Annotated in this window: 14 protein-coding genes; 7 read left to right on the top strand and 7 right to left on the bottom strand. The window is 73.4% G+C overall.

The genetic code is table 11. The features are described 5' to 3' along the window. The first annotated feature begins 34 nt into the window (after nt 1-34). Together AB0D99_RS29190 and AB0D99_RS29185 are read left to right on the top strand one after the other, a co-directional pair. Complete coding sequence (locus AB0D99_RS29190; RefSeq protein WP_362368712.1) at nt 35-505, top strand: DNA starvation/stationary phase protection protein; 471 nt, start codon at nt 35-37, stop codon at nt 503-505. A gap of 134 nt (nt 506-639) precedes the next feature. Next, nucleotides 640-939: a hypothetical protein gene (locus AB0D99_RS29185; RefSeq protein ID WP_362368709.1), complete on the top strand. Its 300-nt coding sequence runs from the start codon at nt 640-642 to the stop codon at nt 937-939. On the opposite strand, the gene AB0D99_RS29180 is transcribed toward AB0D99_RS29185, so the two are convergent. Genes AB0D99_RS29180 through AB0D99_RS29170 form a run of 3 tightly spaced genes read right to left on the bottom strand, consistent with a single transcriptional unit; the run spans nt 887 to nt 7,143 of the window. Then, complete coding sequence (locus tag AB0D99_RS29180) at nt 887-1,651, bottom strand: SDR family NAD(P)-dependent oxidoreductase (protein ID WP_362368706.1); 765 nt, start codon at nt 1,649-1,651, stop codon at nt 887-889. The genes AB0D99_RS29185 and AB0D99_RS29180 overlap by 53 nt on opposite strands. Nucleotides 1,652-1,683: 32 nt before the next feature. Next, nucleotides 1,684-2,490 (bottom strand): DNA-formamidopyrimidine glycosylase family protein, encoded by an 807-nt coding sequence (locus tag AB0D99_RS29175; protein WP_362368703.1) that lies wholly within the window; start codon nt 2,488-2,490, stop codon nt 1,684-1,686. An 18-nt stretch (nt 2,491-2,508) separates the two neighbouring features. Next, on the bottom strand, nt 2,509-7,143 hold the full coding sequence (locus AB0D99_RS29170; RefSeq protein ID WP_362368700.1) for an ATP-dependent helicase: 4,635 nt from the start codon (nt 7,141-7,143) through the stop codon (nt 2,509-2,511). A 90-nt stretch (nt 7,144-7,233) separates the two neighbouring features. Between AB0D99_RS29170 and AB0D99_RS29165 the strand changes: the two genes are divergently transcribed. The 3 genes from AB0D99_RS29165 to AB0D99_RS29155 all read left to right on the top strand — a co-directional run bounded on the left by AB0D99_RS29165 (nt 7,234) and on the right by AB0D99_RS29155 (nt 9,410). Then, nucleotides 7,234-8,061, top strand: coding sequence for an AraC family transcriptional regulator (locus tag AB0D99_RS29165; protein WP_362368697.1), 828 nt, complete (start codon nt 7,234-7,236; stop codon nt 8,059-8,061). A 240-nt stretch (nt 8,062-8,301) separates the two neighbouring features. Continuing rightward, nucleotides 8,302-9,105 carry an AzlC family ABC transporter permease gene (locus tag AB0D99_RS29160; protein WP_362368694.1) on the top strand — a complete coding sequence of 268 codons (804 nt, stop codon included), beginning with the start codon at nt 8,302-8,304 and terminating at the stop codon, nt 9,103-9,105. Continuing rightward, nucleotides 9,102-9,410 carry an AzlD domain-containing protein gene (locus AB0D99_RS29155; protein WP_362368692.1) on the top strand — a complete coding sequence of 103 codons (309 nt, stop codon included), beginning with the start codon at nt 9,102-9,104 and terminating at the stop codon, nt 9,408-9,410. Before AB0D99_RS29160 ends, AB0D99_RS29155 begins: the two co-directional genes overlap by 4 nt. 144 nt (nt 9,411-9,554) lie before the next feature. Here AB0D99_RS29155 and AB0D99_RS29150 read toward each other — a convergent pair whose 3' ends face one another. Then, nucleotides 9,555-10,484, bottom strand: a complete 930-nt coding sequence (locus AB0D99_RS29150; RefSeq protein ID WP_362368689.1) for a hypothetical protein — start codon at nt 10,482-10,484, stop codon at nt 9,555-9,557. 79 nt (nt 10,485-10,563) lie between these two features. On the opposite strand from AB0D99_RS29150, the gene AB0D99_RS29145 reads away from it, so the two are divergent. Together AB0D99_RS29145 and AB0D99_RS29140 are read left to right on the top strand one after the other, a co-directional pair. Further along, nucleotides 10,564-10,758 carry a DUF3046 domain-containing protein gene (locus AB0D99_RS29145; RefSeq protein ID WP_362368686.1) on the top strand — a complete coding sequence of 65 codons (195 nt, stop codon included), beginning with the start codon at nt 10,564-10,566 and terminating at the stop codon, nt 10,756-10,758. Between the two features lie 429 nt (nt 10,759-11,187). After that, complete coding sequence (locus AB0D99_RS29140) at nt 11,188-12,375, top strand: AI-2E family transporter (RefSeq protein ID WP_362368736.1); 1,188 nt, start codon at nt 11,188-11,190, stop codon at nt 12,373-12,375. 158 nt (nt 12,376-12,533) lie between these two features. Here AB0D99_RS29140 and AB0D99_RS29135 read toward each other — a convergent pair whose 3' ends face one another. From AB0D99_RS29135 to AB0D99_RS29125, 3 genes are read right to left on the bottom strand one after another with little or no spacing between them, the layout of a single operon-like run. Beyond that, complete coding sequence (locus AB0D99_RS29135; protein WP_362368683.1) at nt 12,534-14,702, bottom strand: MMPL family transporter; 2,169 nt, start codon at nt 14,700-14,702, stop codon at nt 12,534-12,536. A gap of 30 nt (nt 14,703-14,732) precedes the next feature. Then, on the bottom strand, nt 14,733-15,512 hold the full coding sequence (locus AB0D99_RS29130; protein WP_362368680.1) for a cytochrome d ubiquinol oxidase subunit II: 780 nt from the start codon (nt 15,510-15,512) through the stop codon (nt 14,733-14,735). Nucleotides 15,513-15,521: 9 nt separating this feature from the next. Beyond that, nucleotides 15,522-16,811, bottom strand: coding sequence for a cytochrome ubiquinol oxidase subunit I (locus AB0D99_RS29125; protein ID WP_362368678.1), 1,290 nt, complete (start codon nt 16,809-16,811; stop codon nt 15,522-15,524). Nucleotides 16,812-17,007 lie beyond the last annotated feature (196 nt).

The raw sequence follows: 17,007 nt of genomic DNA, 5'->3' as shown, positions 1-17,007 counted from the left end.
GTGGGAAAACCGTACGACTGGTGGGAGAACAGGCATGTCCGTCGTGAAGAGTTCGCTGTCCGAGACTGAGCGGAAGACCGTCGGCGACGCCCTGCAGGGGGCTCTGGTGGACCTGGTCGACCTCAGCCTCGTCGCCAAGCAGGTGCACTGGAACGTGGTCGGACCGCGCTTCCGCTCCGTCCATCTTCAACTCGACGAGGTCGTCGTCACCGCACGTCAGCACTCGGACGTCGTGGCCGAACGTGCCTCCGCGATCGGTGTGAATCCGGACGGCAGGGCCGCCTCGGTGGCCTCCGGCAGCGCCATCGGTGATGTCCCGACCGGCTGGATCAAGGACGTCGAGGCCGTGAAGATCCTGGTCGACGCCCTGGGGGCGGTCGTCTCCCGGATGCGGGAGCGGATCGACGCCACGGACGAGCCGGACCCGGTGAGCCAGGACATCCTGATCGCCCTCACGGCCGATCTCGAGAAGCATGCGTGGATGTTCCAGGCCGAGAGCGCCTAGGCGTGGCGCCCGCTTCGGTGCGGGGCGCGCCCGGTCCGGCGCCCGCGTCGTGCGCTTCGTGCGCCGGGTCTGCGTCCGGTGCGCCCTCCCGTCGTGCGATACGCCCGGTCTAGCGTCGACCGGAGGAGGCGGCCATGGTGCGGCGACGGGTTCCGCTGGTGACGCCCGCGTGGATCGCGGGCGGGCTGGTGGCCGGTGGGCTGTGGTGGTGGGCGGTGCTGCGACTGGTGCTGGTTCCGGAGCAGTCGGGACTGGTGGAGGGGGCGGTCGCGGCCGGCGGCTGGGGGCTGAGCCTGCTGCCGGTGCACGTGGCGGCGTCCGCCGCGTCGGGCGGCCGGGCACGCGACGACGGGCGGGCGGAGCGCGCGGGGGGCGCACCGGTCACCACGGCATCGCGACCCCGCCGTTGGGGCGGAGGATCTGGCCGGTCGTGAACGACGCCGCGTCGGAGGCGAGGTGGAGGACGGCATGTGCGATGTCCTCCGGCTCGCCCACCCGGCCCAGGGGGGAGTGGCGGGCCATGGCCGCCTCCGCCTGCTCCTGGGCCGCCGGTTCGTGACGGTCGGTCATGGGAGTGCGGATCCAGCCGGGGGCGATCGCGTTGACCCGGATGCCGTGCCGCCCGACCTCCGTGGCCAGGGTCTTGGTCAGCTGCACGACGGCGGCCTTGGTGACGCTGTAGCAGAGCAGGCCCGGGCTTGCCGTGTCCATCGCGCCCGAGGCCATGGTGACGATGGAACCCCGTGTCCCGGTCGCGATCATCGAGCGGGCCGCCTCCTGGCAGGCGTGGAGCACCCCCTTGAAGTTGACCGCGAGGACGCGGTCCAGATCCTCGTCGCGGGTGTCCAGAACGGTGCTCGTGTGCATGATTCCGGCGACCGCCGCCATCGTGTGCAGCGGGCCCGCGCCGGCGACGGCGGCGGCGAGTGCGGCGCGGTCGGTGACGTCGAGGGTGTGGGTGTGCGCGGTGCCGCCCCGCTTCTCGACGAGATCCGCCGTTCCGCGCAGGCCGACTTCGTCGAGATCCGCGCAGTGGACGGTGGCGCCCGCTTCCGCGAGGAGCGTGGCCGTCGCGCGGCCGATCCCGCTCGCGGCGCCGGTGACGAACGCGGTGCGGCCGGTGAGGTCGTACGCCGTGAGGGCCATGACCGGACCGTACGACCCGATCTGACGGAGCGTCAATTGTTGTGCGGGGATTGTCCGGAAGGGCCCTGCTGGCAGCCGGGGCACCAGTACGTGACGCGCTCGCCGAGCTCGGCCCTGCTGATGGGGGCACCGCAGCGCAGGCAGGAGGCGTGCTCGCGGCCGTAGACGTAGAGACGGTGGGCGGGCTGCCGGGTCGTGGTGGTGCGGCGGTCGGGGCGGTCCTTGTTCGCCTCCAGGAGGCGATGCGCGGTGGCGACGAGCCGTTCGGGGACGCCGGTCGGCAGTTCGCCGACGGGGAGCCACGGGGTGACCGCGGCGAGGAAGGCGAGCTCCGACTTGTAGACATTGCCGATGCCCGCGAGATTCCGCTGGTCCAGCAGCGCCTCGCCGAGCGTGCGGGCGGGGTCGGCGGTGAGCCTGCGGACGGCCTCCGCCGGGTCCCAGTCCGGGCCGAGGAGGTCGGGGCCGAGATGACCCACGACGTTCTGCTCCTCCGCCGTGCGGATCAGCTCCAGGACGGGGAGGCGGTAGCCCACGGCGGTGTTCTCCTCGTTCCCGAGAACCGCCCGGATCTGGTGACCGGGGCCACCGCGCCAGCGCTCACCCGTGGCGTACACCCGCCATGAGCCGTCCATCCGCAGATGCGAGTGGAGTGTGAGGCCGCCGTCGAAACGGGTGAGGAGATGCTTGCCGCGCGGCGTCACGTCCAGGACCGCGCGGCCGGTGAGATCGGCGGTGGCGAAGCGGGGGACGCGCAGATCCGACCGGGTCAGGACGCGTCCGGCGAGCGCGGAGTGCAGTCGGCGGGCGGCCTGCCAGACGGTGTCTCCTTCGGGCATGACTCCATCATCGGTCGGTCAGGGGCGGAGGCGCAGCCCCCTCGGCGTGGCGTGGAAGCCGGCGGCCTCCAGGGGGCGGGCGAGAGGGGAGGTGAGGGCGGGGGAGCCGTTGACCCGCTCCACCGTGACCGTGCCGAGCGACCCCGCCACCGCGGCCTTCGCCAAGGACTCGGCCGCCGCTCTCAGCGCGGGGGCGTCCGGGTCGGTGGGCCAGCACAGCAGGGTCTTCCCGCCGCGCTCCATGTACAGCGTCAGCTCGCCGTCGACCAGGACGACCATCGAGCCGGCCTTCCGGCCCGGCTTGTGCCCGGCGCCGCTCGGCGGCTCGGGCCAGGACAGCGCGCCCCCGTACGCGTTGGCGGGGTCGGCCGCCGCCAGGACCACCGCGCGCGGGCCGGCGCCCGACTCCGCGCCGCGGTCGCGGGCGGTCGCCGCCGCGCGCAGCCGGTCGACGGCGCCGTCCATCGCGAACTGGGCCGCGCCGAGCCCCTCCACCACATAGCCGCGGCGGGCCTGCCCGCTGTCCTCGAAGGCCGACAGGATGCGGTACGTGGCGGAGAAGCCGCCCTCCACACCCTCGGCGGCCACCGCTCCCCGGGTGACCACGCCATGCCGGTCCAGGAGGGTGCGGGCGAGCGCATGGGCGCGGTGGGTCGGCTCCGGCTCCGCGGGGGGCAGCAGCGACCAGCGGCCGCTGACCGTGGGCGGTCCGGTCCGCGAGGCGGGCCGGGCGGCCGCGGTGAGCGTGCCGTAACGGCCGCGGGGGACTGTGCGCTTGGCGCGGTGGGCCGTCGACCCCGCCGTGCGGCCGGAGCCGAGGAGGGAGCGCAGCGGGGCGAGCGTGTCGTTGGTGAGCCGTCCCGACCAGGCCAGGTCCCAGACCGCGTCGGCGAGCTGGGGATCGGTGACGTCCGGGTGGGTGGTGGCCCGCACCTGGTCGGCGATCTGACGGAAGAACAGGCCGTACCCGCCGGACAGGGTGGTGAGCACCGATTCGTGGAGGGCGGTGGTCTCCAGCGGGTGCGGGGCCGGCAGCAGGAGCGGAGCCGCGTCGGCGAGGTAGAGGGAGACCCAGCCGTCCTTGCCGGGCAGGGCGCCCGCGCCGGCCCACAGGACCTCCCCGGTCGTCGTCAGCTCGTCGAGCAGCGCGGGGGAGAAGTCCCTGACCCGGGACGGCAGGATCAGCTTCTCCAGGGCCGACGCCGGCACGGGGGCGCCCTGCAACTGCTCCACGGCACGGGCCAGTCCGTCGATCCCGCGCAGGCTGTTGCTCCCCAGGTGCTGCCACTGCGGCAGGAAGGTGGCGAGCGCGGCGGGGGGCACGGGCTCCAGCTCGTGGCGCAGCGCGGCGAGCGAGCGGCGGCGCAGGCGCCGCAGCACCGCGGCGTCGCACCACTCCTGGCCGATGCCCGAGGGGTGGAACTCGCCCTGGACGACCCGGCCGGCGGCAGCGAGGCGCTGAAGGGCGCCGTCGGTGACGGCGGCGCCGAGGCCGAAGCGGGCGGCGGCGGCCGAGGAGGTGAACGGGCCGTGGGTGCGGGCGTGGCGGGCCAGGAGGTCGCCCAGCGGGTCCTTGACCGGCTCCGTGAAGGCTTCGGGGACACCCACGGGCAGGGCCGTGCCGAGGGCGTCCCGCAGCCGGCCGGCGTCCTCGACCGCCGCCCAGTGGTCGGCGCCGCCGATCCGGACCCGGATCGCCCGCCGGGCGGCCTCCAGCTCCCGGCCCCAGCCCGGGTCGCCCCCGCGCTCGGCCAACTCGGCATCGGTGAGCGGACCGAGGACCCGCAGCGCGTCGGCGACGCCCTCGGCGTCCTTGATCCTGCGGTCCTCGGTGAGCCACTGGAGCTCCCGCTCCAGCTCGGTGAGCACCTCGGCGTCGAGCAGCTCGCGCAGCTCCGCCTGGCCGAGCAGCTCGGCGAGGAGGCGGGAGTCCAGCGACAGGGCGGCGGCCCGCCGCTCGGCGAGCGGGGAGTCGCCCTCGTAGAGGAACTGGGCGACATAGCCGAAGAGCAGAGAGCGGGCGAAGGGCGACGGCTCGGGGGTGGTGACCTCCACGAGACGGACCCGGCGGGACTCGATGTCGCCCATCAGCTCCTGGAGCCCGGGGACGTCGAAGACGTCCTGGAGGCATTCGCGGACGGCCTCCAGGACGATCGGGAAGGATCCGAACTCGCTCGCCACCTGAAGCAGTTGGGCCGCGCGCTGGCGCTGCTGCCAGAGCGGGGTGCGCTTGCCGGGGTTGCGCTTGGGCAGCAGCAGGGCCCGGGCGGCGCACTCGCGGAAGCGGGAGGCGAAGAGGGCGGAGCCGCCGACCTGGTCGGTGACGATCTGGCCGATCTCACCCTTGTCGAAGAGCGCGTCCGCCGCGCCGATCGGGGCCTGGTCGGAGTCGTACGTGGTGTCGAGGTGCCGATCCTGGCTCACCGGGTCGTCGAGCAGGTCGAGGCCCATCAGATCGGCGTCCGGCAGGCGCAGCACGATCCCGTCGTCCGCGTGCATGACCTGGGCGTCCATGCCGTAACGCTCGGCGAGGCGGGCTCCGAGGGCCAGCGCCCACGGGGCGTGCACCTGGGCCCCGAAGGGGGAGTGGATGACGACCCGCCAGTCACCGAGCTCGTCCCGGAAGCGCTCCACCAGGATCGTGCGGTCGTCCGGAACGTGCCCGCAGGCCCGGCGCTGCTCGTCCAGATACGCCAGGACGTTGTCGGCGGCCCAGGCGTCCAGCCCCGCGGCGACCAGCCGCAGCCGGGCGTCCTCGGCCGCCAGCGAACCGACCTCGCGCAGGAAGGCGCCCACCGCGCGCCCCAGTTCGAGCGGGCGGCCCAGCTGGTCGCCCTTCCAGAACGGCAGCCGCCCCGGCACCCCGGGGGCGGGCGAGACCAGGACCCGGTCCCGGGTGATGTCCTCGATCCGCCAGGAGGTCGTGCCCAGCGTGAAGACGTCTCCGACCCGGGACTCGTACACCATCTCCTCGTCCAGCTCGCCGACCCGGCCGCCGCCCTTCTTGGGATCCGCGCCGGCGAGGAAGACCCCGAAGAGGCCCCGGTCGGGGATCGTGCCGCCGGAGGTGACGGCGAGCCGCTGCGCGCCCGGGCGCCCGGTGACCGTGCCGGCGACCCGGTCCCACACCACGCGCGGGCGAAGCTCGGCGAACGCGTCCGAGGGGTAGCGGCCGGCCAGCATGTCCAGCACCGCGGTGAAGGCGGACTCGGGCAGCGAGGCGAAGGGCGCCGCGCGCCGGACCGTCGTCAGCAGGTCGTCCGCCTGCCAGGTGTCCAGGGCGACCATCGCGACCAGCTGCTGCGCCAGGACGTCCAGCGGGTTCGCCGGGATCCGCATCGACTCGATGGAGCCGCTGCGCATCCGCTCGGTGACCACGGCCGCCTGCACCAGGTCGCCGCGGTACTTGGGGAACACCACACCCGTGGAGACGGCACCGACCTGGTGTCCGGCGCGACCGACCCGCTGGAGGCCGGAGGCGACCGAAGGCGGCGACTCGACCTGCACGACCAGGTCCACCGCCCCCATGTCGATGCCCAGCTCCAGACTGGAGGTGGCCACCACGGCGGGCAGCCGGCCGGCCTTGAGGTCCTCCTCCACCTGGGCGCGCTGCTCCTTGGAGACCGAGCCGTGATGGGCACGGGCGAGCAGGGCGGGAGCCCCCTTGGCGGCACCGGACTGAGCCATGATCTCGGCGGGCGGCCGACTCTCCGGAACGGCCTCGCCGGTGGCACGCTCGTACGCGATCTCGTTCAGCCGGTTGCAGAGCCGCTCCGCGAGGCGGCGGGAGTTGGCGAAGACGATGGTGGAGCGATGGGCCTGGACGAGGTCGGCGATCCGCTCCTCGACATGCGGCCAGATCGACGGCTTGTCCCCGCCGTCCGTGCCCTCGGAGGCCGGGGACCCTCCCAGCTCGCCCATGTCCTCGACCGGGACGACGACCGACAGGTCGAACTCCTTGCCCGACGGCGGCTGGACGATCTCCACCTTGCGCTGCGGGGAGAGATAGCGGGCCACCTCGTCGACGGGGCGCACCGTCGCGGACAGACCGATCCGGCGCGCGGGGCGGGGCAGCAGCTCGTCGAGACGCTCCAGGGACAGCGCCAGATGGGCGCCGCGCTTGGTCCCGGCGACGGCGTGGACCTCGTCCACGATCACCGTCTCGATCCCGGCGAGGGCGTCCCGGGTGGCGGAGGTCAGCATCAGGAACAGCGACTCGGGGGTCGTGATCAGGATGTCCGGCGGCTTCGTGGCCAACGCCCGGCGCTCGGCGGGCGGGGTGTCACCCGAGCGGATACCGACACGGACGTCCGGCTCCGGCAGCCCGAGGCGGACCGACTCCTGGCGGATACCGGTCAGCGGGGAGCGGAGATTGCGCTCGACGTCGACGGCGAGCGCCTTCAGCGGCGAGACGTACAGCACCCGGCAGCGCTTCTTGGGGTCCGCGGGCAGCGGGGTGGAGGCGAGCTGGTCGAGCGAGGCGAGGAAGGCGGCCAGGGTCTTGCCGGAACCGGTCGGGGCGACCACGAGGACGTCCGAGCCCGCGCCGATGGCCTGCCAGGCACCCTCCTGCGCCGACGTGGGCGCGCGGAAGGCCCCGGTGAACCACCCGCGGGTCGCGGGGGAGAACGAGTCGAGCGCAGACCTGACCATGCCACCCATCGTGCACCCCGTCACTGACAACCGCCCGGACCTGGGGAAACCCGATCGATGCCGAGACGGCCGGTGGCGCAGAATGGAGGTATGGCGAGTGGGGAGAGAGCACGGTACTGGCAGTACTCCGAGCTGCCCGGGGTCGACCTGCTCCACGCCCACTACGTCCGCAAGGCCTTCGCCCGGCACACCCACGAGACCTTCGTCTTCGCCGCCATCACGGAGGGTGTCGAGGCGTTCCACTACCGCGACGAACTCGTGCACGCGGGACCCGGCCAGATCGCCCTGGTCAACCCCGACACCCCGCACACGGGGCACGCGGGCGTCCCGGAGGGCTGGACCTACCGGACGATCTACCCGGACGCCGAGGTGATCCGGTCGATCGCGGCCGACGCGATCGGGTTGCGGGGGTCGGCCGGTTTCACCGCACCCGTCGTGGACGACCCGTACGCCGCGCAGCTCGTCATCGGGGTCCACCGGGCCGCCGAGGAGGGCAACGCGCTGGCCGCCGACAGCCTGCTGCGGCTGGTCACGGCGAGGATGCTGCGCAGCCACGGGGGCCGCCTGGTGTCGCCTTCGCCCCGGTCCGCCGGCGCGAGCAACGCGGTACGCGCGCGTGCCGTCCTGGAGGAGCGGATGGCCGAGCCGCCGACCCTGGAGCGCCTCGCCGCCGAACTCGGCACCAGCCCCTTCGCCCTGCTGCGGGCGTTCCGGGAGACGTACGGGATGCCGCCCCACACCTGGCTGACGGACGCGCGCGTGCGGCGGGCGCGGCGCCTGCTCGACGCGGGTACGGCGCCGGCGGAGGCGGCCGTCGCCGTCGGCTTCACCGACCAGCCGCACCTCAACAGGCACTTCACGCGCAGCGTCGGAGTCCCGCCGGGGGCGTACCAGCGCGCGCGGGGCACCGGAACGTAGACGGGCGCGGAGCCGCGGAGGGGTGCGAGAACGCGGCGGGGGACGCGCGCCGCGGGACTGATGAGCGCGGCGGGGTGGACGAGCGCGCAGGGACGCGGGGACGCGGGGACGCAGGGACGTACGCGCGCGGCGGGGACGCAGGGACGTACGCGCGCGGCGGGGACGCAGGGACGTACGCGCGCGGCGGGGGTGCAAGAACGTACAAGACCGTCGGCGGCCCTGGGTCGTAACGTCGCTGACGTGGCAGAACAGACAGCAACCCCAGTCATACGGGAGAGCACCAAGGCGGACTCGGCGGTCGTACGCGACGCGCTCGGGGTCGGGATCGCCGTCGGTCTCTCCGGCTTCGCCTTCGGCGTGACCTCCGCGGGATCCGGACTCAGCCTGCTCCAGACCTGCGTCCTCAGCCTGCTCGTCTTCACAGGGGCCTCGCAGTTCGCCCTGGTGGGAGCGCTCGCGGCGGGCGGGAACCCCTTCACGGCCGCGGCCGGCGCGTTCTTCCTGGGGACGCGCAACGCGTTCTACGGGCTGCGGCTGTCCCAGCTCCTCGCCCTGCCGCGCGCCGCCAAGCCCTTCGCCGCCCAGTGGGTGATCGACGAGACGACGGCGGTGGCGCTCGCCCAGCCGACGCGACGGACCGCGCGGATCGGGTTCACCGTCACCGGCATCACGCTCTACGTGCTGTGGAACCTGACGACCCTGCTGGGCGCCCTCGGGGCGGAGGCCATCGGCGACACCGACGCCTGGGGGCTCGACGCGGCCGGACCGGCCGTCTTCCTGGCCCTGCTCGCCCCGATGCTCAAGACGGCCACGGAGCGGTACACCGCGGGCATCGCCGTCGTCCTCGGCCTGGGCCTCATGCCCTTCCTGCCGGCCGGCGTCCCCGTCCTCGCGGCGGCGCTCGCCGCGCCTGCCGTGCTGTGGCTGCGGGGCCGGAGCATGGGCCCGGCCGGCGGGACCTCCGCGGCGGCCCGGAACGATGAGCCCCGTGGCACCGCCGCGACCGGCGGGACCGACGACACCCGTGAGGAGAACAACCGATGAGTGTCTGGATCGCGATCGGCCTGACGGTCGTCGGCTGCTACCTCGTGAAGCTGGTCGGGCTCCTGGTGCCCGCCGGCACCCTGGAACGCCCCCTCGTCCAACGCCTCGCCGCCCTGCTCCCGGTCGCCCTGCTGGCGGCCCTCACCGCGCAGCAGACCTTCAGCACCGACGGCGCGCTCACCCTGGACGCCCGTGTCGTGGGCGTCGCGGCGGCCGCCGTCGCGCTCGTCCTGCGCGCGCCCTTCCTCGTCGTCGTGGCCGCGGCGGTGCTGGTCACGGCGGGGGTCAGGGCCCTCGGCGGGTGACGGCGGCCTCGGCGGGTGACGGCTGCCTCGGCCGCCACCCGCTCGGAGTCGCCTCCCCGGTGCCGCCCGACACGGGCGGCGGATCGGATGCGGTCGGTGGTCCGATGCGGTCGGCGATCCGATCCGGCAGGCGGATCCGATGCGTCAGGTGATCGGGCGACCGTGGGCGCGCAGGGTCCGCAACGCCTCGATGGTGACCATCGGACGCGCCTCCAGCGCCGTTCCCGGGGCCCAGCGGCGCCAGGTGACCGGCCAGCCGCCGTCCTCCTCCTGGCCGGCGGCGAGGTGGTCGAGCGACCGTGCCATCTCCTCGTCCGTGAACCAGCGACGGGCCAAGGAGTCCGGCACGCGCGCGTAGTCGTACGGAAAGTGGTGCTCGCCCGGCGCGTACCCCGGAGCGACGGGGAAGTCGTCGAGGCGCTCGGGATCCAGCACCGCCAGGCGCTGCTCCCGCACCGACCGCCCGAGCCGGTCCGCCACCGCCTGCGCCCGCGAGCGGTCGGGGACACCGTCGAGGAAGGCGACCGCCGCCTGGATCTCGTACGGATGCGACTTCTCCAGGGACTCGACCGCCGACCAGCAGAACTCGGTGGCACGGAACAGCCAGGCGTGCCACACCTGATTCCGGTGCAGGAGTCCGACGACGGGGCCCGTGGAGAGCAGGGCACCGGGCGGGTCGTCGACGACCGGGACGAACGGCGCGGCGGGGTAGCCGCGCAGCGACGGATGGATCGCCGGCAGCGCCCCCTCGTGGGTGGACACGTCGGTGAGGTAGCGGCAGATCCGCTCGACCCGCAGCCCGCCGCAGCGGCCGATCGAGTCGAGGACGCGCAGCGCATGCCCGGTGTGGAGCGGTTGGCTGACGGGGCCGCGCAGGTCCGGTTCGAGGGCGTGCCCGTAGCCACCGTCCTCGTTGAGGTACGCGTTGAGGGCGACCTCGACGGGTTCCGCGCCGCCGCGCAGGAAGTGATAGGCGAACCGGCGCTGTTCGAGCACACGGGCCGTCAGCCAGATGAAGTGCTCGGCGCGCGCGAGGAGCGTCGGGTGCGGAGCCGCGAGAGGAGTTCCAGCCATGCTCCGACCGTAGGCCGCGAAGGACGTGTGACAAGGCTTACGGACCGGGCTGCACTCTTGGGAGCGGGATACTGGGTTCATGCGGTTGACGATTTTCTGGGAACGGATGGCGGACCACTTCGGCGAGTCCTACGCCGAGTCCTTCGCGCGGGACCATGTGATGGCGGAACTGGGCGGCCGTACGGTGCGCGAGGCACTGGACTCCGGCTGGGAGGCGAAGGACGTGTGGCGGGCGGTCTGCTCCGCCGTCGAGGTACCGGCCGACAAGCGCTGAGCCCCCGCCAGGGGCGGACATGTCCGCGGGGTGCGCCAGACTGGCGTGGTGGCTCCGACTGACGACAACGACGAGACCGACAAGACGACGCCCGACGGGACCGACAAGACGACGCCCGACGGGACCTGCGACGCGACCCTCGGCGGGACCTCCGACGCGACCCTCGGCGGGACCTCCGACCGGACCGTGACCGAGAGAGCTCCGGAGACGGGGCCGTCGGTGCGCACGGAGGTGCGCGGCGCCCCGGTGGCGGCTCCCGCCGGCGAACCGGTGGCCGCGTCGGCTCCGTCCGTCCCCGCTCCGTCCTCCGTGCCTGCCCCGTCCTCCGCGCCCGGCTCGATCCCGTCGGCCTCGGGCCGGGCGGAGGAGTCCGCCTCGCCCCGGTCCGGAGCCGGCGCGGCCGGACCACCCGGCGCCGGACCGACCTCCGTGGGATCCGCCGCGCGGATGCCCCGGTGGCTCCCGCGCGCCCTGGTGCTCGCCCTGGCGCTCTACGCCTGCTTCCAGCTCGGCAGCTGGGCCTTCCACCAGCTCATCGGGCTGCTCGTCAACGTGCTCGTCGCGTTCTTCCTGGCTCTCGCCATCGAACCGGCCGTCGGGCGCATGGCCGCCCGGGGGATGCGCCGCGGCCTCGCCACGTTCCTCGTCTTCTTCACCGTCATGGTCGTCAGCGTCGGCTTCGTGGTGCTGCTCGGGTCGATGCTGGCGGGCCAGATCGTCGACATGGTCGAGAACTTCCCCAAGTACCTCGACTCGCTGATCCACTGGATGAACCAGACGTTCCACACGGAGCTGTCCCGGGTCGAGGTCCAGGACAGCGTGCTCCGCTCCGACTGGCTGCGGAAGTACGTGCAGAACAGCGCCACCGGCGTGCTCGACGTCTCCGCCACCGTCCTCGGCGGCCTCTTCAGGCTCCTGACGATCTTCCTGTTCTCCTTCTACTTCGCGGCGGACGGCCCCCGGCTGCGCCGCGCCCTGTGCTCGGTCCTGCCGCCGGCCCGCCAGACGGAGGTGCTGCGGGCCTGGGAGATCGCCGTCGACAAGACCGGCGGCTACCTCTACTCCCGCGGCCTGATGGCGCTGATCTCCGGCGTCTCGCACTACGTCCTGCTGGAGTTCCTCGGGGTGCCGTACGCCCCCGCGCTCGCGGTCTGGGTCGGCCTGGTGTCGCAGTTCATCCCCACCATCGGCACCTATCTGGCGGGCGCGCTGCCCATGCTGATCGCGTTCACCGAGAACCCCTGGTACGCGCTGTGGGTGCTGGTCTTCGTCGTGGTCTACCAGCAGTTCGAGAACTACGTCCTCCAGCCGAAGCTGACGTCCAAGACCGTGGACATCCACCCGGCGGTGGCCTTCGGCTCGGTGATCGCGGGCACGGCGCTGCTGGGCGCCGTCGGCGCCCTGATCGCGATCCCGGCCGTGGCCACCCTGCAGGCGTTCCTCGGTGCCTATGTGAAGCGCTATGACGTCACCGACGATCCGCGCGTCCACGGCCACCGGCGCTACGGAGAGGCGGTCGTCGCCCGGCTCCAGAAGGCGCTGCACCAGCGGAAGGACCAGGGCGGCCAGGGGGTGGTGCCGCCCCGGGAGGAATCGCCCTCCCGGGACAGCGCCTGACCTGGCGCGCTCTGCCCGGCCCGCCCCCGGCGCTCCGCCCACCGCCTCCGGCGCTCCGCCCGGCTCTCCGTCTCCGCCCCTCGGCGCGCTGCCCGGTCTTCCGCCCGGCTCTCCGCCGACCGCCTCCGGCGCTCCGCCTGGTCGTCCGCCCGGGCCTGTCAGTCGCGCTCCAGTCGCACCGTCGGCAGCAGCCGTCGCAGCGGGGCGGGGAGCCACCACGCGCGCCTGCCGAGCAGCTGCATCACCGCCGGCACGATGAGGCACCGGATGACGACCGCGTCCAGCAGGATCGCCACGGCGAGGCCGAGCCCGAACTGCTGGAGCATCCGGTCGGGGCTCAGCACGAAGGCCGCGAACACCACGATCATGATCGCCGCGGCGGCCGTGATGACCTTGCCGGTGGCCGCCAGGCCCTCGCGCACCGCGCCCTGAGGGTCCTTGCTGCGTTCCCACTCCTCGTGGATCCGGGAGAGCAGGAAGACCTCGTAGTCCATCGACAGGCCGAAGACGATGGCGAAGATCATGACGGGGATGAACGCCTCGATCGGGCCGGGCTGCACGCCGAACCAGCCGTGCTGGAAGACCAGGGTGATCACCCCGAGCGCCGCCCCGATGCTGATCAGGTTCAGCAGCGCGGCCTTCACCGGGATGAGCACCGACCGGAAGACGAGGAGCAGCAGCAGCGCCGAGAGCCCCACGACGATGGCGACGAAGAGCGGCATCCGGTCGGCGACGGTGGAGGCGAAGTCCTCGGTCGCCGCCGTCGGCCCGCCGACGAGCAGATCGGCGCCGGTCTCCCGCTCCAGCGGCGGCAGGACGTCCGCCCGCAGCCGCTCGACGAGCTCCGAGGTCGCCTCGGCCTGCGGGGCGGAGTCGGGGAAGGCGATGACGGTCGAGACGGAGGCGTCCCTCGTCGGGATCGGCGCGGTGGCCGCTGCGATGCCGTCGGTGTTCTCCAGGGCCTGGCGCAGGGCGGTCGCGGCGCGCTCGCCGCCGCCGTCCGCGACCACGATCAGCGGTCCGTTGAAGCCGGGCCCGAATCCCTCACCCAGCAGGTCGTACGCCTGCCTGCTGGACTTCGCCGGGGCGTCGTTGCCGGCGTCGGCGAAGCCGAGCCGCATGTCGAGCGCCGGCGCGGCGAGCGCGCCGAGCGCCGCCACGGAGACGAGCAGCGCCGCCCACGGCCTCTTCTGCACGGCCGTCGCCCAGGCGCGCCATCGCGCGCCCTCCGGACGGGTCGACCGCGCGGCCCGCTTGGCCACCTGACGCCGGATTTGCCGGCCGAAGATCCCGAGCAGCGCCGGGAGCAGGGTGAGTGAGGCGGCCATCGTGACCAGCACGGTCAGGGCGACGGCGAGGGCGACGCCCTGGAGCGAGCCGAGCCCGAGCGCGACGAGACCCATCAGCGCGATGATCACCGTGCAGCCGGCGAAGAACACCGTGCGGCCCGCCGCGTCGAGCGCGGTCCGGGCGGCGCGCTCGGATTCCGCGCCGTGCAGGAGTTCGCCGCGGTAGCGCGAGAAGATCAGCAGGGCGTAGTCGATGCCGACGCCGAGACCGACCAGCATCATGATCGGCGGGGTGAAGTCCGCGACGTCGGCGAGGTGCGAGGCCAGGGCGATCAGGCCGATCGAGCTGCCGACGGCGAAGATCGCGGTGACCACCGGCAGGCTCGCGGCGACCAGGGAGCCGAAGAGGAAGACCAGGATGACGAGCGCGCCGAGCATTCCCGCGCCCTCGGCCGCGCCGCCTCCCCCTTCCTCGGCGCCGCGCGCGGCGTCGCCGCCGACCGCGGCGGTCAGTCCGTCGCCCTGAGCCCCGCGCACGGTCTCGATGATCTTCAGAACCTCGGCGCGGTCCGTGTTCTCCGCCTCACCGTCGAGGGTGACGGTGGCGTAGCCGACCGTTCCGTCCCGTGAGACGGCGGCCTCGTCCTCGTACGGACCGCGGACGTCGGTCACACCGGGCAGCCGCTCGACCTCGTCGAGGAGCCCCTCCACGCGCGCGTGGACCGTCTTCTCGCGGACGCCGTCCTCGTCCCTGACGACGATCTGCAGCGTCGCGTCGGTGGCCTGCGCGGAGCCGTGCGACTCCAGGACGGTCCGCGCCGCCTGGGAATCGGTGCCGGGCAGCGAGAAGTCGTTGTGGTACGCGCTGCCGGCGATCGTCGAGGCACCGGTCGCGGCGGCCACGACCACGATCCACAGCAGCACGGCGGACCAGCGGTGGCGGTACGAGAAGGCGGCCAGGCGCTCGAAGACGCTGCCCCGCCGGGGCGGCGGACTCGCCGGGCCGGCCGTGGGATCGGTGTCCCGCGTGACGGTCATGGTCGTTTCTCCTTCTGGGAGTTCGAGTGGTTACAGGTACGAGGGGCGGGTCACCCGGTGCCGGAAGGTCCGCCAGGTCCACGCCTGGACGGTGACGAGAAGCGGGGTGACGACGAGCAGCGCGGGGACGAGGAGGGTGAGGGTCGCGCCGTCCGCGGCCGCGTCGGCGAGCGGGAGCGCGCTTCCGGCGAGCAGGGGAAGCAGGCCCAGGAGCACGGCCGTGAGGGCGAAGGGCTGCCAGGTCCGGCCGGCCCGACCCACGAGCAGGCGGGCGCGTTCGTACGGGAGGCCGGTCAGCCGGAGCGTGGCGAATCCCAGCCCGTGCGCGGCGAACAGCGCGGCCGTGGCCAGGGCGAGGAGGATCGCGCCGGGGCCGTCGGCGGTCTCGTCCGGCGCACCGGTGAGGAGCGCCGCGAGCAGCAGGCCCCAGGCGAGCGCGACCGTCCAACTGCCGCACACCACGGCCCCGTCGCACACCGCGCGCCAGACACGGCCGTGGCCACGGCCGCGGGACCACAGCCCGACGTCCCGGACGATCCAGCCGGTCAGCAGGGGGACGAGCACACGGAACTGGCCGGTCAGCAGCTCCCCCTCGAGATCGGGGAAGCAGCCGACGAACACACCCGCAGTGGCGATCAGCCAGACCTCGTTGCCCAGGAAGAAGGGGGCGAAGGAGGCGATGACGAGCCGTCGTTCGTGGTCGGTACGGCCGAGGTAGGGGGTCAGCATCCCGGTCCCGATGTCCGCGCCGGCGAGCACGAAGTAGCCGGTGGCGAAGAAGGCGAGCAGGGCGATGGCGAGGGGTTCCACGTCGGCTCCTCAGTAGCTCGTGGCGGGCGGGGAGTCGGTGGCGTCCTCGGCCTCGGGCCCGCTCCTGTCGTCGTGGCCGAGTCCCTCGTCGACGGGGCCACGGCGCGCCCACCGGGCGAGCAGCCAGGCGTTGAGGACGACGAGCAGGGCGAAGAGCGTGGTGAAGACGGTCAGCGAGGCGCGCATGGCGCCGGGGGAGAGGCCGGAGACCGCGTCCTCGGTCTTCAGCAGTCCGTACACGACCCAGGGCTGGCGGCCGGCCTCACGGAAGACCCAGCCGCTGATCATCGCGACATAGGGCAGCGGGACCGCGGCCATCAGGGTCAGGTGCCAGAGGCGGAAGCGGTGGACGACCTTCCTGAAACAGGCCAGGACCACGCCGGCGAGGGTGAGGTACATCATCAGGCCGAAGCAGACGAGCATGACCAGACCGCCGCCCCGGGTCCACGCCTCGGAGGGGACGTAGTCGCCGGGCCCGAAGCGGACGACCATGTCCGCCTGTATCTGTGCGATATCGGCAGCCTTCTGGCTGAACACGGCCGATTTCATGGGCTGGAGGGTGCGCAGCGCGCCCAACTGGACGCCGCCGAAGGCCGCGGTGACCATCAGGGCGGGGAAGGAGAGGAACACCCCGATCCGCAGGCTCCGGCCGAAGAACTCCCACTCGGGCGTGCGCCGGAAGAGGTGGTAGGCGCTGACGCCCGCGACGAAGAAGCCGGCCGTCAGCAGCGCCCCGGCCACGATGTGCCCGAAGGCGAGCAGCGCGGAGGGGTTGGTCAGCACGGCGACCGGGTCGTCCAGGACCAGCCTGCCGCCCTCGGTCCGGTGGCCGACCGGGTTGTTGAGGAAGCCGTTGGAGACGAGGATCCAGTACGCGGACACGTACGCGGTCAGGGTGACGATCCAGATCGTCGCCAGGTGCGCCCACCGGTTCAGGCGGTGCCAGCCGAAGATCCACAGCCCCAGGAAGGTCGACTCGACGAAGAACGCGACGATCGTCTCGACCGCCAGCGAGGCGCCGAAGACATTGCCCGCGTAGTGCGTGAGACCGCTCCAGGCCATGCCGAACTGGAACTCCATCACGATGCCGGTGACGATCCCGACCGCGTAGTTGATCACGTAGAGCTGGCCCCAGAACCGCACCATGCGCGCGTGCAGGGGCTTCCGGCCGATCGTCGCCACCGTCTGGACGACGGCGACGACGGTCGCGAGTCCCAGGGTGAGGGCGACGAAGAGGAAGTGGCCGCCCGCGGTGAGGGCGAACTGCAACCGGGCGAGATCGAGGACGTCTGGATTCACGCCGCCAGCGTCGTCGTACGGCTACGGGGAGGGCGTCGCCCGGTGGTGGACACCGGGCCTACCCCCGTGGTTGCGCCGCCCCACGCGCGCGTACCCCAGGAGTTGCGCCCACGCGCGCGTGCCCCCTAGGGGTGCCGTGTCGATCGGGCCGGGCTCGTCGACCCCTCACGCCGACCAGATCCCCGAGTCCCTCACC

The sequence above is a fragment of the Streptomyces sp. NPDC047971 genome (genome assembly GCF_040653355.1).
Taxonomy (GTDB): domain Bacteria; phylum Actinomycetota; class Actinomycetes; order Streptomycetales; family Streptomycetaceae; genus Streptomyces.
The sequence above is the reverse complement of the archived record's forward strand: the minus strand, read 5'-3'. Positions and strand labels throughout refer to the sequence as shown.

Bases quoted from the DNA above. Each gene is read 5' to 3' on its own strand.
- AB0D99_RS29190 (WP_362368712.1), top strand. From the start codon at position 35: ATGTCCGTCGTGAAGAGTTCGCTGTCCGAGACTGAGCGGAAGACCGTC.
- AB0D99_RS29185 (WP_362368709.1), top strand. From the start codon at position 640: ATGGTGCGGCGACGGGTTCCGCTGGTGACGCCCGCGTGGATCGCGGGC.
- AB0D99_RS29180 (WP_362368706.1), bottom strand. From the start codon at position 1,651: ATGGCCCTCACGGCGTACGACCTCACCGGCCGCACCGCGTTCGTCACC.
- AB0D99_RS29175 (WP_362368703.1), bottom strand. From the start codon at position 2,490: ATGCCCGAAGGAGACACCGTCTGGCAGGCCGCCCGCCGACTGCACTCC.
- AB0D99_RS29170 (WP_362368700.1), bottom strand. From the start codon at position 7,143: ATGGTCAGGTCTGCGCTCGACTCGTTCTCCCCCGCGACCCGCGGGTGG.
- AB0D99_RS29165 (WP_362368697.1), top strand. From the start codon at position 7,234: ATGGCGAGTGGGGAGAGAGCACGGTACTGGCAGTACTCCGAGCTGCCC.
- AB0D99_RS29155 (WP_362368692.1), top strand. From the start codon at position 9,102: ATGAGTGTCTGGATCGCGATCGGCCTGACGGTCGTCGGCTGCTACCTC.
- AB0D99_RS29150 (WP_362368689.1), bottom strand. From the start codon at position 10,484: ATGGCTGGAACTCCTCTCGCGGCTCCGCACCCGACGCTCCTCGCGCGC.
- AB0D99_RS29145 (WP_362368686.1), top strand. From the start codon at position 10,564: ATGCGGTTGACGATTTTCTGGGAACGGATGGCGGACCACTTCGGCGAG.
- AB0D99_RS29135 (WP_362368683.1), bottom strand. From the start codon at position 14,702: ATGACCGTCACGCGGGACACCGATCCCACGGCCGGCCCGGCGAGTCCG.